14 protein-coding genes, 1 tRNA gene and 1 pseudogene are annotated in these 13,296 nt (G+C 45.4%); 13 read left to right on the top strand and 3 right to left on the bottom strand.

Annotation, left to right across the window (positions count from 1 at the left end):
- Positions 1-57 precede the first annotated feature (57 nt).
- The 10 genes from rsfS to lipA all read left to right on the top strand — a co-directional run bounded on the left by rsfS (position 58) and on the right by lipA (position 9,358).
- Positions 58-384 (top strand): ribosome silencing factor, encoded by a 327-nt coding sequence (gene rsfS, locus FJQ87_RS15775; RefSeq protein ID WP_140933432.1) that lies wholly within the window; start codon positions 58-60, stop codon positions 382-384.
- Positions 384-854, top strand: a complete 471-nt coding sequence (rlmH, locus tag FJQ87_RS15780) for a 23S rRNA (pseudouridine(1915)-N(3))-methyltransferase RlmH (protein WP_140934159.1) — start codon at positions 384-386, stop codon at positions 852-854. The genes rsfS and rlmH overlap by 1 nt, the downstream gene beginning before the upstream one ends.
- A gap of 94 nt (positions 855-948) precedes the next feature.
- Positions 949-2,802, top strand: coding sequence for a penicillin-binding protein 2 (gene mrdA, locus FJQ87_RS15785; protein ID WP_140933433.1), 1,854 nt, complete (start codon positions 949-951; stop codon positions 2,800-2,802).
- Complete coding sequence (gene rodA / locus FJQ87_RS15790) at positions 2,802-3,908, top strand: rod shape-determining protein RodA (protein WP_140934160.1); 1,107 nt, start codon at positions 2,802-2,804, stop codon at positions 3,906-3,908. Before mrdA ends, rodA begins: the two co-directional genes overlap by 1 nt.
- 11 nt (positions 3,909-3,919) lie before the next feature.
- Positions 3,920-4,939 (top strand): lytic murein transglycosylase B, encoded by a 1,020-nt coding sequence (gene mltB, locus FJQ87_RS15795; protein ID WP_140933434.1) that lies wholly within the window; start codon positions 3,920-3,922, stop codon positions 4,937-4,939.
- The gene (locus tag FJQ87_RS15800; protein WP_140933435.1) at positions 4,920-5,792 is read left to right on the top strand and encodes a septal ring lytic transglycosylase RlpA family protein; all 873 of its coding nucleotides are present in this window, start codon (positions 4,920-4,922) and stop codon (positions 5,790-5,792) included. Before mltB ends, FJQ87_RS15800 begins: the two co-directional genes overlap by 20 nt.
- A 190-nt stretch (positions 5,793-5,982) precedes the next feature.
- Positions 5,983-7,161, top strand: a complete 1,179-nt coding sequence (locus FJQ87_RS15805) for a serine hydrolase (RefSeq protein WP_140934161.1) — start codon at positions 5,983-5,985, stop codon at positions 7,159-7,161.
- 98 nt (positions 7,162-7,259) lie between these two features.
- Complete coding sequence (gene ybeD, locus FJQ87_RS15810) at positions 7,260-7,532, top strand: DUF493 family protein YbeD (RefSeq protein WP_140933436.1); 273 nt, start codon at positions 7,260-7,262, stop codon at positions 7,530-7,532.
- 162 nt (positions 7,533-7,694) lie between these two features.
- Positions 7,695-8,396 (top strand): lipoyl(octanoyl) transferase LipB, encoded by a 702-nt coding sequence (gene lipB, locus FJQ87_RS15815; protein ID WP_276613146.1) that lies wholly within the window; start codon positions 7,695-7,697, stop codon positions 8,394-8,396.
- A complete protein-coding gene (lipA, locus tag FJQ87_RS15820; RefSeq protein WP_140933438.1) occupies positions 8,393-9,358 on the top strand; it encodes a lipoyl synthase in 966 nt (321 codons plus the stop codon). The genes lipB and lipA overlap by 4 nt, the downstream gene beginning before the upstream one ends.
- 131 nt (positions 9,359-9,489) lie before the next feature.
- Here the strand turns inward: lipA and rimI are convergent, their stop codons facing one another.
- From rimI to FJQ87_RS15835, 3 genes are all read right to left on the bottom strand, one after another.
- Positions 9,490-9,942 (bottom strand): ribosomal protein S18-alanine N-acetyltransferase, encoded by a 453-nt coding sequence (gene rimI / locus FJQ87_RS15825; RefSeq protein ID WP_140933439.1) that lies wholly within the window; start codon positions 9,940-9,942, stop codon positions 9,490-9,492.
- Entirely contained in the window at positions 9,932-10,369 is a 438-nt protein-coding gene (locus FJQ87_RS15830; protein ID WP_140933440.1) for a hypothetical protein, read from the bottom strand. Before FJQ87_RS15830 ends, rimI begins: the two co-directional genes overlap by 11 nt.
- Positions 10,370-10,528: 159 nt before the next feature.
- Positions 10,529-10,605 (bottom strand) — tRNA-Trp (locus tag FJQ87_RS15835).
- Between the two features lie 160 nt (positions 10,606-10,765).
- Here FJQ87_RS15835 and FJQ87_RS15840 point away from each other — a divergent pair.
- The 3 genes and pseudogenes from FJQ87_RS15840 (at position 10,766) to FJQ87_RS15850 (ending at position 13,293) form a co-directional block, all read left to right on the top strand.
- Complete coding sequence (locus FJQ87_RS15840) at positions 10,766-11,398, top strand: hypothetical protein (RefSeq protein WP_140933441.1); 633 nt, start codon at positions 10,766-10,768, stop codon at positions 11,396-11,398.
- A 190-nt stretch (positions 11,399-11,588) separates the two neighbouring features.
- A pseudogene (locus tag FJQ87_RS15845) lies at positions 11,589-11,978 on the top strand (transposase); the annotation flags it as partial.
- Between the two features lie 106 nt (positions 11,979-12,084).
- On the top strand, positions 12,085-13,293 hold the full coding sequence (locus FJQ87_RS15850; protein WP_206194404.1) for an IS4-like element IS10A family transposase: 1,209 nt from the start codon (positions 12,085-12,087) through the stop codon (positions 13,291-13,293).
- The last annotated feature ends 3 nt before the right edge of the window (positions 13,294-13,296 follow it).

Raw genomic sequence — 13,296 nt, forward strand, 5'->3', positions numbered from 1 at the left:
GCCGTACGTTACTTGCTATAATACTCGGCTATTTCATACACCCAGAGGACCGCTTAGGTGCAAAGTGAGCAACTAAAGCAATTCGTATTCGACAAAGTCGATGATTTAAAAGCAAAAGATATTCAAGTTTTTGATGTATCTGCACATTCAAACATTACCGATACTATGGTGATTTGTACTGGTACTTCAAAGACTCACGTCCGTGCCATTGCAGAAAACTTAGTTTGTGAAGCTAAAGCTGCCAACCTGCCAATCATTGGCGTTGAAGGCCGTGAAGGTTGCGAGTGGGTATTAGTCGACTTAGGCGAAGTGATCCTGCATGTAATGCAAGAGCAAACTCGTGAGTTGTACCAGCTTGAAAAACTTTGGCAAGATTTCGCCTAATGAAGTTACAACTGATTGCTGTCGGCACTAAAATGCCCGACTGGGTAACCCGTGGATTTGAAGAATATCAGCGCCGTTTCCCCCGTGATATGCCGTTGGAATTAATTGAAATTCCGGCCGGTAAACGTGGTAAGAATGCTGATATTGCCCGGATTTTACAGAAGGAAGGCGAACAGACAATGGCCGTCATTCCCAAAGGCAATCATATTGTGACGCTCGATCTTCCCGGTAAAACTTGGGATACTCCAGCGCTCGCAACACAAATGCAAAAATGGCAACTTGATGGTCGAGATGTCAGTCTACTGATAGGTGGTCCAGAAGGTCTTGCACCCGAATGCAAGGCAGCGGCACATCAAAGTTGGTGCTTATCAGCACTGACCTTACCGCATCCTCTGGTCAGAATTGTCGTAGCAGAAAGCTTATATCGCGCATGGAGCGTGAACAATAACCACCCCTATCATAGGGAATAAAAGGCTAGGCTGATGGAACCTTTCCTCTCAGCCTAGGTCTATTAGCCGCCCACTGGCGGCTTATATTGACAACTATTCCGAGGAGATAGCATTAGTGTCCCCGAGAAAGCGCATCACAATGCACAACCACGCTGCCGAAGCGTCACTGTTTAAGAGCCGAGCTCTTTTCACCTTTTTATGTGTAATCGTTCTTTTATCCCTATTAGTGGCCAATCTGTATCGGCTACAGATTTCCTCTTATAAAGATTACACCACCCGCTCCAACGATAACCGTATCCGCGTTGTCCCTGTTGCGCCAAGTCGTGGCCTGATTTATGACAGGCATGGCCATCTATTGGCCGAAAACCGTCCGTTTTATACCTTAGAAGTGATCCCAGAGAAAGCCGTCAATCTCGATGACAGCTTAAATGAACTGGCGAGCATTATTGAAATTACCGACGATGAACGCGAAGAATTTGCTAAGACCTTAAAATTCCACCGCCGCTTTAAGCCTTTGCCGCTAAAAAACCGCCTAACCGAAGAACAAGTGGCAACGTTTAGTGTCAATCAGCATAGATTCCCAGGCTTTTATGTAGAAGCAGGTCTTAAACGCCATTACCCCTATGAGCACTTACTGACTCACGCCTTAGGCTATGTTGGCAAGATTAACACGCGCGATCGCGAAATCCTTGAGCGCAATGATGAATGGCAATTCTACCCAGCCACCCGCGATATCGGTAAGCAAGGGGTAGAAAAGTTTTACGAATCCTTACTGCATGGTAAACCTGGTCATCTTGAAGAAGAGGTTAATAACCGTGGCCGCGCGATTCGAATTTTAAACACCACAGCGCCCGTGCCAGGTAAAGACATAGTCCTGACCTTGGATTTAGATTTACAACGCAAAGCCATGGAGTTACTCGATGGTCGCCGCGGCACTGTGGTTGCTATCGACCCGCGCGATGGCGGCATTTTAGCTTTGGTTTCAAGCCCAAGTTACGATCCTAACTTGTTTGTGCATGGCATTAGCTCTAAGGGCTATAACGCCTTGTTGAACGACACTTCGCGTCCATTAGTTAACCGCGCGAGTCAAGGCCAATATTCTCCAGCCTCAACCATTAAACCTATGATGGCTATCTTGGGCCTAGAAGAAAAAGTCATTACCGATAGAACCCGAATTTGGGATCCGGGTTTTTGGCAAATCCCTGGGGTTGAACATAAGTATCGCGACTGGAAACGTTGGGGCCACGGCTGGGTTGACCTTTACCATGCCTTGATAGATTCCTGTGATACCTATTTTTATGATCTCGCTTATAAGGTCGGTATAGATAAGATTGCCAACTTCATGGGTGATTTCGGCTTTGGTGATTCAACTGGCATAGATATCTATGAAGAATCCAAGGGTAACTTGCCATCAAAAGACTGGAAGCGCTTACGCTACAACCAGCCTTGGTATGTGGGCGACACCATTTCTGTGGGTATTGGCCAAGGTTACTGGACAGTAACGCCATTGCAATTAGCTAATGCTACCGCCATTTTAGCCAACAAAGGTAAACGCTTTACCCCGCATTTACTCAAAGCGCTTAAAGATGAAAATGTCACTTTAGATACGCCCATTGAAGAGTTACCGCCAATTGTGCTGGAAAATAACAAGCACTGGGACTCGGTCAATGAAGCCATGCGTCAGTCTGCTAGCAAAGCTCGCTTTAGCGATGCTAAATATACTGCGGCAATGAAGACTGGTACGGCGCAGGTATTTACCGTAAGACAAGATGCTAAATACGACAAAGACAACGTTGATGAGCGTCTGCGAGATAACGCCTTAATCGTGGCTTATGCCCCCTTTGAAAACCCTAAGATAGTGTTAGCCGTGGTGATTGAAAACGCCGGCTTTGGCGGCGCCAGTGCAGGCCCTGTCGCGCGCGCATTATTAGATGAATACTTGTTAAGGGATGACTGGAAAAACCAATGATGAGCCAACACCCACATCAAATGACATTTTGGCAGCGCTTTCATATCGACATGCCGTTATTTCTTGGCATTTTATCTATGTTTGCCTTTGGTTTATTTGTGATTTTCTCGGCCAGTGGTGGCAATTTAGCCATGATGGATAGGCAACTATTTCGCATGGGTATTTCACTGGTGGTTATGTTAGTGGTTGCCCAAATCAACCCCGAAGTACTCAAACGCTGGGCCTTACCTATCTTTCTAATCGGCATTTTATTACTGGTGGCGGTGCATTTTTTTGGTGAGATAAATAAAGGCGCGCAGCGCTGGCTCAACTTAGGCTTTATGGAGTTCCAACCATCAGAACTGATGAAGCTCGCCTTTCCTATCATGATGGCTTGGTACATAAGTAAGTATCCACTGCCGCCTAAAAAGCGCTATTTAGCGGGCGGGATCATGATTTTATTAGTGCCAACATTACTTATTGCCAGTCAGCCCGATCTCGGTACTTCTATCTTAGTGGCAGCCTCAGGTATTTTCGTGCTGTTTTTAGCCGGCATGAGCTGGACTATTGTCGGCGGCGCTGTCGCCGCCGTCTTACTATTTTTGCCAATTCTGTGGTTTTTCTTAATGCATGATTATCAGCGCACCCGCGTGATGACCTTGCTCGACCCTGATAAAGATCCTCTTGGCGCGGGTTATCACATTATTCAATCGCAAATTGCCATTGGCTCAGGTGGCTTTTGGGGCAAGGGCTGGCTTGAAGGCACGCAGTCACAACTGGAGTTTTTACCAGAACGTCACACTGACTTCATTTTTGCCGTGATTGGTGAAGAATTTGGCATGCTCGGCTCCCTATTCCTTTTGGCCATGTATCTCTATATTATTGCTCGAGGCTTGATTATTGCATCGCGCGCGCAAACCAGTTTTGCACGCCTGTTGGCAGGTTCAATCACCTTAACATTTTTCGTGTATGTGTTTGTTAATATTGGGATGGTGTCAGGAATACTACCCGTTGTAGGTGTACCCTTACCACTTATCAGTTATGGGGGAACGTCAATGATCACCCTGATGATAGGCTTTGGTATTTTAATGAGCATTCACACCCATAGACGCTTTGTGGACAGATAAAAGGATTCACTATGTACCATAAATTTGCGCCGTGGTTACTCGCTGCGGGATTGGTTATTCAAGCCTCAGCGCAGGCCGATGATAATCACCAACAATTACAGCAAGAATTTTTGGCAAGCCAAGAACAACAAGGTTTCAGCCAACAGCAAACTTTGGACTTTATCGGCCAAGCTCAGTTTAATCAGCAAGCGCTAGATGCCATTTCTAGGCCTTGGGAGGCCAAGCCTTGGCATGAGTATTTCCCCATATTTCTGACCGAAAAGCGCCTGCAAGCCGGCGTTAATTTCTGGCAGCAACACGCCAGCATCATAGATAAAGCCAGCAAAGAGTTTGGGGTTGAACCGCAAATCATAGTGGCCATTATTGGTATTGAAACCTTCTATGGTCAGTACATGGGTAAATACCCTGTGCGTGACGCCTTATTTACCTTAGGGTTTTATTACCCACCGCGCGCCGACTTCTTTCGTAAAGAGTTTGGTCAATTGCAGCTATTGCTTAAAGAAGAGCAACTGGATGCCAATAACTTGTTTGGCTCCTACGCGGGTGCCATGGGATTCGGTCAGTTTATCCCGTCAAGTTATCGCAACTTTGCGGTAGATTTTGATGGCGATGGTAAGCGTGATTTACTCACAAGCCCAAGTGATGCGATTGCGAGTGTAGCAAATTACTTCCACCAACATGGCTGGCAAGCGGACGCCGATGTGGTTTTACCACTGCAAGCGTTAGTTAATGGCAAAGCCATAGATAAACCACAACCGGGCGCAGCAACCACTATTGCGCCGTGGGCAGGAGAGGCACTATCGCTAACGGTGGCCGATATTTTAAGCCCTACCTTAGCGTTAAAACACAGCAAAGATATTGATGTTAGTCAGCAAGCGTTATTAATTGAGTTAGCACAACCTGAAATGACTGAGTATTGGTTAGGGCTTAATAACTTTTATGTTATTACCCGCTATAACCGAAGCCCATTGTATGCCATGGCTGTATATCAATTTAGCGAGCAACTAAAACATGCCTATCAAAAAAACTAGCCATTTAACCCCTCTTGCTGCCGTTGCTCTATGGGTCGCACTAGCCATCTCAGGCTGTAGCAGTAACTCCCGAGATATCAGCAGCAACAATGAAGATATTGCTCAAAACCAGTCAGCAGAAGCGCAAGCTGATGACTATCAGGTAGAAGATGAGCAAGACACGCAAGACGTTAGCAATGAACCAAGCGAAATCGTAGAGCAAGCTGATAATGAAGCTATGCCTGCAAGCGCTGACTATCAAGTCATCACTTCAGCCAATGCCTATAAAGCCACAGGCAAAGCCTCATTTTATAGCGCTGCCCTGCAAGGCAATAAAACCGCCAGCGGTGAGCGCTATGACAAATACGCCTTGACTGCCGCCCATAAAACCTTGCCATTAGCGAGCTTTGCAAAAGTCACTAATTTAACTAATAACAAATCAGTGATAGTTAAAATTAACGACCGCGGCCCGTTTCATCGCAGTCGCCTCATAGATGTGTCTTATGCTGCGGCTGATGAACTTGGTATGGTTAGAAGTGGCACGGCTAAAGTTAAAGTCGAAGCAGTTAAATTAGATGCCAATGCCAAAATGGCACTGGCCAATTATAAATCGTCGGCTAAATCTAACCGTCAGTCAAAAAGCCAAGCTCAAGGCAAAGGTCATTACATTCAAATTAGCTCGTCTAAAAATAGGCAGCGACTGTTTGAATTAGGTGAGCAACTTGCCAGTAAAAAGGGCTATGAATATCGCCTAAAAACGGCGGGCACTTGGCATCAATTACAACTTGGTCCCATTGATAATACCAAGCAAGCTAAAAAGCTACTTAAAAAGATGAAGCAGCAAGGTTATCCCGACAGTTACTTAATCCAATAATAACTATTTATTCATGGTTAACTAATGCAAGGAACCTATACTGAATTTCTTTGTCCACTAGTGGTATACTCGCACGCTGACATTTAGCCAGTGGCTAAATTGTCTCCCATTTTCGAGCGGTAATGCCTAGTTGTTACCGCAAATTGTTCAACACTGACTGTTGTCAAAAACCAAAAGAACCGTCTTACTGATGAAGAATTTAGTGATAAAACCAATTTCAGCGTTACTGTTATTTTCCAGCATTTGTGTGGCCGCTAGTGCCAATAACGCTCCGATGGTGATCCCTGACGCTCCAAATGTCGCCGCTAAAGCGTATATTTTAATGGATTACAACACAGGCAAAGTGATTGCCGAAACCAATGCCTATGAGAGCCTAAATCCAGCCAGTTTGACTAAAATGATGACCAGTTATGTGATAGGTCATGAAATCAAAGTCGGCAATATTTCTCCTGATGACAAAGTCACTATCAGCAAGAATGCTTGGTCAAAGAATTTCACTGACTCATCTAAGATGTTTATTGAAGTGGGCACCCAGGTTTCTGTAGACGATCTGAACCACGGCATTATCATTCAATCAGGTAACGATGCTTGTGTAGCTATGGCTGAGCACATTGCTGGCACTGAAGATGCTTTCGTTGACTTAATGAATTCTTGGGCCAAGCAATTAGGCATGCAAGACAGCCATTTTGAAAACTCTCATGGTTTAGATTCAGCGCAGCATAAAACCACTGCCTATGACATGGCCATATTAGGCGCAGCGCTGATTCGCGACGTTCCCAATGAATACCGTGTTTACGGTGAAAAATCATTTACCTTTAATGGCATTAAGCAATACAACCGTAATGGCTTATTGTGGGATAAGAGCTTAAACGTAGACGGCATTAAAACTGGCCACACATCAGGTGCTGGTTATAACTTAGTGAGCTCTGCCACTAAAGATGGTATGCGCTTGATTTCTGTGGTTATGGGCACAGGCAGCGAAGCTGCGCGTAAGGCTGAAAGCAAGAAGCTACTTAACTACGGTTTCCGCTTCTTTGAAACTGTGACTCCTTACAAAGCCGGTGATACTTTCGTTGAACAGGACATTTGGTACGGCGATCGCCCTAAAGTAAAACTTGGCGTAGCCACCGATACCCCTATCACTATCAATCGTGGTATGGCTAAGAATTTACAAGCTAACTTTGAACTGACTAAGCCATTAGAAGCGCCGATTGTTAAAGGTGAAACTGTTGGCCGCGTATTTTTCCAAATGGATGGCAAAGATATCGCCCAGTTCCCACTGGTAGCCTTAGAAGATGTGCAGCCAGGCAGCTGGTTTAGCAAGTTAATGGATTACTTTAAACAACTCTTTGCGAGCTGGATAAGTTAATCAATACGCCACCGCAAGGTGGCGTTTTTTTATGGTGTAACTTGAAATATTCGATTTCGACACCATATTAAGTTCAACAGTATTAAAGGGAGTATCCCATGTCAGATTTAGATACACGTTTTGATGAATTAATGGAGTTTCCTAACTCATTTCCTTTTAAAGTTGTTGGCAGTGCCAGTGACACCTTGGCTGAACGCGTTGTTGCCGTAGTCCAGCGCCATGTGCCAGGTGATTACGCCCCAACCACCAACATCTCAAGTAAAGGCACCTATTACTCCATTACCATTCGTGTCATGGTGCAAGATAAGCCGCAAATTGAAAGTTTATATACTGAATTAGCGGCGATTGAAGGCGTTAAACGCGTACTTTAATTCAAGCCTTTTCAGGCGAAGCTCTCCTTGCGATAGTTTCGCCTTTTTTTTACCCATTAAATCTGTGGCTTAACAAACAGATTTTTGTCGGCTGTGATCTCTGTTACATTTCTTGCCCCTCGCGTATAATGACCCCACATTTAGTTGAAAGAGGCCGCGACAGTGTCCGTTGAGCTTAACACCGCAGATCTTGCTAGCTGTTTACATGTACGCCATCTAGGCAACATGGATTACCAGACAGTCTGGCATGCGATGCAACACTATACCGACCATCGCACCGAGCACGACCAAGACGAATTATGGTTAGTGGAACACCCCCCCGTATTTACCCAAGGTCAAACGGGCAAGAGTGAACATATTTTGGCGCCTGGTGATATCCCAGTCATTCAAGTCGATCGCGGCGGACAAGTGACTTATCACGGTCCAGGGCAATTAGTGGCCTACCCATTACTTGACTTAAAGCGTAAAAAACTTGGAGTCAGGCAATTAGTCACCGCCATTGAAAACAGCATAATTGCGATGTTAACGCCTTACAGTATTGACGCATTTGCTAAGGCTGATGCCCCAGGCGTGTATGTAGGCGCGGGCAAAATTGCCTCATTAGGCTTACGTATTCGTAAAGGATGCTCGTTTCACGGCTTAGCGCTTAACGTCAATATGGACTTAGCGCCCTTTCAACGCATTAATCCTTGTGGATATGCTGGGATGGAAATGGTGCAATGCCAAGCATTAGCTGGACCGCAATCGGTTGAGCAAGCTGCTGCAGAATTGACTGACACCCTTAGCCAACAACTAGCCTATACCCAAGTTATTCATCATCACGGATTATCCACTACAAGTACTGAGGAAGTATCTCATACATGAACAGGCCAGAACGATTACAGCCAGGAGTTAAACTCCGCGATGCTGACAAAGTAGCTCGAATTCCAGTGAAGGTTGTGCCTTCTGAAAAAGACACTATGTTACGCAAACCCGACTGGCTGCGAGTAAAGCTGCCAGCGTCGAATCAGCGCATCAATGACATTAAGCAAGCCTTGCGTACTAATGGCTTACATTCTGTGTGTGAAGAGGCTTCATGCCCTAACTTGGCTGAATGTTTTAACCATGGTACGGCTACCTTTATGATCTTAGGTGCCATTTGTACCCGTCGCTGCCCATTTTGCGACGTGGCTCATGGCCGTCCACTTAAGCCTGATAGCGAAGAGCCTAAAAAGCTGGCAAAAACGATTGCCGACATGAAGCTTAAGTATGTCGTAATTACTTCTGTTGACCGTGATGATTTACGTGATGGTGGCGCCCAGCACTTTGCCGATTGCATTCGCGAAATTCGTCTGTTAAATCCTGAAATTAAGATTGAAATCTTAGTACCAGATTTTCGTGGTCGCATCGATGCCGCCTTGGACATCTTGGCCAATGAGCCACCAGATGTATTCAATCACAACTTAGAAACGGCGCCAGCCCATTATCGCAAGGCAAGACCCGGCGCTAACTATCAGTGGTCATTAGACTTACTGAAACGCTTTAAAGAGCGTCATCCAAACATTCCGACTAAATCTGGCATCATGCTGGGTCTGGGTGAAGCGAATGAAGAGATAGTACAAGTACTCAAGGATTTGCGTGATCATAATGTCAACATGCTAACCTTAGGTCAGTACTTGCAGCCATCTAAGTTCCATTTGCCGGTCGAGCGTTATGTCACGCCAGATGAGTTTGCTGAATTCAAACGCATTGCCGATGACTTAGGCTTTAGCCATGCCGCTTGTGGCCCATTAGTGCGTTCAAGCTATCACGCTGACTTACAAGCTCAAGGCAAAGAAGTTAAGTAACTTTAAACGCCAATAAAAAAGCCGCAGTGATAACACTGCGGCTTTTTTGTATCTGTGCATTGCTAACTAAAATCTTTACCCGTGCTTAGCTAAGTGTCTTTTAAACTTAGTTAAAGCATTAATCACAAGCCTTAAACGCTAACTTGCCAATCCATTAGAATCGCATCCTCGCGTCCCGCTGGCGTTTGATAATAATTAGCTCTAATACCTGTTTCGATAAACCCAAGTTTTTGATAAAGATGCCTAGCGCCATGGTTAGATGCCTTAACCTCAAGCATGATCACGACCGCGCTAGCCGCTTTGGCTTCGTCATACATATGCTTAAGTAACCAAGCGCCTATGCCTTGCCCTTGAAATTGCGGCGCGACACATATATCCATCAGCGTGACTTCATCGATGATTTGCTGGCAAATACTAAAACCAAGCAACTGCTTATCTACATAAAGCCCTGACACTCGATACAAGGGGCCAAAACAGCCCTGTAAGCTACTTTCTGATAGCGGATAACCTAAGTCACTGGCAATCGACGCCATAGCGTTCACATCGCTTAACGACAGCGCGACTAATTGTTTATTACTGCTCATTATTTTTACCACTCCTTTGCTGCGCTAACCACTGCCATAGGCACGCCCATAAGTGCCGCTTAGTTGCAGCATCAGCGAGCTGAGTTACCTCATGTAACGCTAAAGAATGCACTAACCCATCATCTTTGCCGGTGAGATCCCATAGCAAGTGTTGCCCCGCGTCAACATAAGGCTGCGTAGAACAAGTGCTTGGCGCGATATCCGCTAACTTGAGTAATGCTTGCATCACAGGGTGTCCTAGCAAGCTCTCAGCGCTTACTTGCGTATCGGCGGCTAACTTAACAACCCAAGGTGATAGCGCAGCGCTAGCCCCTTGCTCTGTTAACGCAATACTTGCAGAGCCTGTGATAGGAAATTGCTTACGACCACGCTCATTGAGTCGTAACGGCGTAATACCCATAGCGAGTAGTTGAGATCGTTGCGTCATGATATTCATCCTTAACACTCAGTCGGTTAAGTTTACGCTGTTAACGGCTGAGGCAGAAGAGTGGGACTTAGAGTTAATACATCGGACTTAATAAACTGCTTTATTAATCTGTAAATGCAAAAAAGGCCATTCATTGCTGAATGGCCTTTTTCTAGAATTTGGCAGGGGTGGCAGGACTCGAACCCGCAACCATCGGTTTTGGAGACCGCTGTTCTACCAATTGGAACTACACCCCTGTTGACGAGACGGATTATGCGTAAAAGCGGGGTAAAGGTAAAGTACTTTTTCACTAAGACTGATTCAACTGCTGAGCTTTTGAACGATGCGTCGATAATTACGCCAAGTAAGCGTATAATAACGAAATTAATCGCTTAATTTCATGCAAAGGCCGCGGCTATGTTAGTATTTTTTCCTCAGTTAAATATCACTAAAACTCTGAAATTATCGTCACTGTGCTTAAGTTTTTCACTCATTAGTAGCCAAAGTTATGCCGACCCGCAGGCACTGCTGCAAAATCTATCCGGCCAATGGCAAGGAAGCACCTACTACGCCCAAAGTGAGCCCACCAAAGTTGCCACCCAAATCGCAGCCAACCTCACCCCAGATCAAGGCATATTGACCTTTAACATCACCTATTCTGCCGATGGCTTACAAAACTATGCCGTTAAGGTGATGAGTTTTGATAAGGAAGCGCAGCTACTTTACTCCAGCGACTTTCATGACCATAACGGCACTTTAAGTCAGGCTGAGATAATCCCGAACCAAGGCCTCAGCAATTACACTGAGTTGCAGCAAGATAACCTCAGCAATGGCTTACCCTTTAATACCGACAGCACACTCGATCAGCAGTTAACTATTCAATACCAAGGTGTGTATCAACAGCGACCGGCAAAGTACATTGAGCACTGGCAATTATCAGCCACTGAATTTACTCGTCACACTAAAATGTGCTTCCAAGATGTGAATGATTGCCAATATGTGCCCTTAAGCACCAGTAAGTTGACTCGAGTGACTAATGACTCTTTTTAAGAGCTAAGGTTAACCTCAGTTTTTAAAGCACTTAGCACTTAGCCGCAATAATTAGCCACTCAGTTATGAGAGTTAAACTGCTCATTGATAGATAACAAAAAGCCCTAACATGGCTGTTAGGGCTTAATTAGATGGTCCGCCTCACCCCTAAACTAAGCTTAGGGTTAGGCAAACAAAGAGGCGAACCATCATGTCTACTATTAAAGTAATTGGGATCGATTTAGGCAAATCTTCTTTTCATCTTGTTGCTCATGACTATAGCGGTCGAGAGCAATTTCGAAAGCATTTATCTCGCGCAAAACTTATTGAGTTTTTAGCTCAAATACCCGCAACAATCATAGCTATGGAGTCATGTGGTGGCTCACATTGGCTCGCTCGAAAGTGCCAGTCTTTTGGGCACGAAGTTAAACTCATTCCTCCGCAGTACGTTAAACCTTACGTTAAAACTAATAAAAATGATTACATCGATGCTGATGCAATAGCGGAAGCATCAACACGCCCATCGATGCGCTTTGTTGGTGTTAAAACTGAAACTGCTCAGGTTATCTCAGTGATCCAACGTATTCGTTCTAGTTACGTACTGAGGAATCCCCTGATAATTTACAAATAAATCATCAAATTAGGGTGGAAGCGCATCTTGTTGCATGATCAAATGGTTTCGTCAAAAACTACACTTGGACAACAAGATGCGCGAAGCCAATATCCTACAACATTATTTACACCAATACTGCCCAGAACTTCACCTAAAACGATTAAACAGTTTGATGCTGGCCTCTAAGGCACTGATTGAATGTAAGACACTGACCTTGACTGAGTTAGGTCGAAATTTACCAACCACGGCTCGAACCAAGCAAAACATCAAGCGCATTGATCGTTTGCTCGGCAACACGCATCTGCACCAAGAGCGGTTAGCGGTCTACCAATGGCATGCCAGCCTTATCTGTTCTGGTAACCCTATGCCGATTGTGCTCGTCGATTGGTCAGATATCCGAGAGCATAAACGCATCATGGCCCTGCGAGCCTCAATAGCCTTCAATGGCCGCTCTATTACCCTATATGAGAAATCCTATCCCCTATCAGAACAATGCTCTAAGGCCGCCCACAACGGTTTTTTAGCGGACTTAGCCAAGATTTTACCTTTGCATGTTACCCCTCTCATCGTGACTGACGCGGGGTTCAAAGTGCCTTGGTACAAAGAGGTTGAGGCACATGGTTGGTTTTGGCTAAGCCGTATTCGCGGTACAGTTCAATTTGCAGATATTTGTGCCGAAAATTGGCGTGCAGTGCGCAGTACACATGACTTGGCCAACGGTCAAGCGAAGAGCCTGGGTTGTAAGACCTTGACCAAAACTAACCCTATCAATTGCCATCTCACGCTGTATCGTAGCAAACCTAAGGGCCGTACAAATCAGCGTTCAACCAGGACGAATTGCCACCATCCATCAGCAAAAACGTACTCAACAGCGGCGAGAGGACCTTGGGTGTTAGCCAGCAACTTACCACCAGAATCTCGCAGCCCAAAACAGCTGGTAAACCTGTACGCCAAACGTATGCAAATAGAGGAAACCTTTCGTGACCTCAAAAGCCCGGCATACGGCTTTGGCTTACGCCAAAGTCGTACCAACAGTCCAGAGCGATTCGACATCATCCTACTGATTGCGTTAATGGTTCAATGCCTGTTGTGGCTAGTTGGTTTACACGCACAGCAACAGGGCTGGGATAAGCATTTTCAGGCCAATACCATTGGGCATCGAACGGTACTCTCAACGATTCGCTTGGGATTGGAGGTACTCAGGCGGCCTGATTATCAAATCACGGAGAAAGAATTGCTGGCGGCGTGGGTATTATTCGCCAATCAGTTACTCAAATATGGCTATGCTATGGCCGATTTATGAGGG

Origin of the sequence: Shewanella sp. SNU WT4 (genome assembly GCF_006494715.1) — a bacterium.
Lineage (GTDB): Bacteria > Pseudomonadota > Gammaproteobacteria > Enterobacterales > Shewanellaceae > Shewanella.

What these genes read in the sequence shown, in the direction of transcription:
- rlmH (WP_140934159.1), top strand. Translation starts at nt 384, where the DNA reads ATGAAGTTACAACTGATTGCTGTCGGCACTAAAATGCCCGACTGGGTA.
- rodA (WP_140934160.1), top strand. Translation starts at nt 2,802, where the DNA reads ATGAGCCAACACCCACATCAAATGACATTTTGGCAGCGCTTTCATATC.
- mltB (WP_140933434.1), top strand. Translation starts at nt 3,920, where the DNA reads ATGTACCATAAATTTGCGCCGTGGTTACTCGCTGCGGGATTGGTTATT.
- FJQ87_RS15800 (WP_140933435.1), top strand. Translation starts at nt 4,920, where the DNA reads ATGCCTATCAAAAAAACTAGCCATTTAACCCCTCTTGCTGCCGTTGCT.
- FJQ87_RS15805 (WP_140934161.1), top strand. Translation starts at nt 5,983, where the DNA reads ATGAAGAATTTAGTGATAAAACCAATTTCAGCGTTACTGTTATTTTCC.
- ybeD (WP_140933436.1), top strand. Translation starts at nt 7,260, where the DNA reads ATGTCAGATTTAGATACACGTTTTGATGAATTAATGGAGTTTCCTAAC.
- lipA (WP_140933438.1), top strand. Translation starts at nt 8,393, where the DNA reads ATGAACAGGCCAGAACGATTACAGCCAGGAGTTAAACTCCGCGATGCT.
- rimI (WP_140933439.1), bottom strand. Translation starts at nt 9,942, where the DNA reads ATGAGCAGTAATAAACAATTAGTCGCGCTGTCGTTAAGCGATGTGAAC.
- FJQ87_RS15830 (WP_140933440.1), bottom strand. Translation starts at nt 10,369, where the DNA reads ATGACGCAACGATCTCAACTACTCGCTATGGGTATTACGCCGTTACGA.
- FJQ87_RS15840 (WP_140933441.1), top strand. Translation starts at nt 10,766, where the DNA reads ATGTTAGTATTTTTTCCTCAGTTAAATATCACTAAAACTCTGAAATTA.
- FJQ87_RS15850 (WP_206194404.1), top strand. Translation starts at nt 12,085, where the DNA reads ATGCGCGAAGCCAATATCCTACAACATTATTTACACCAATACTGCCCA.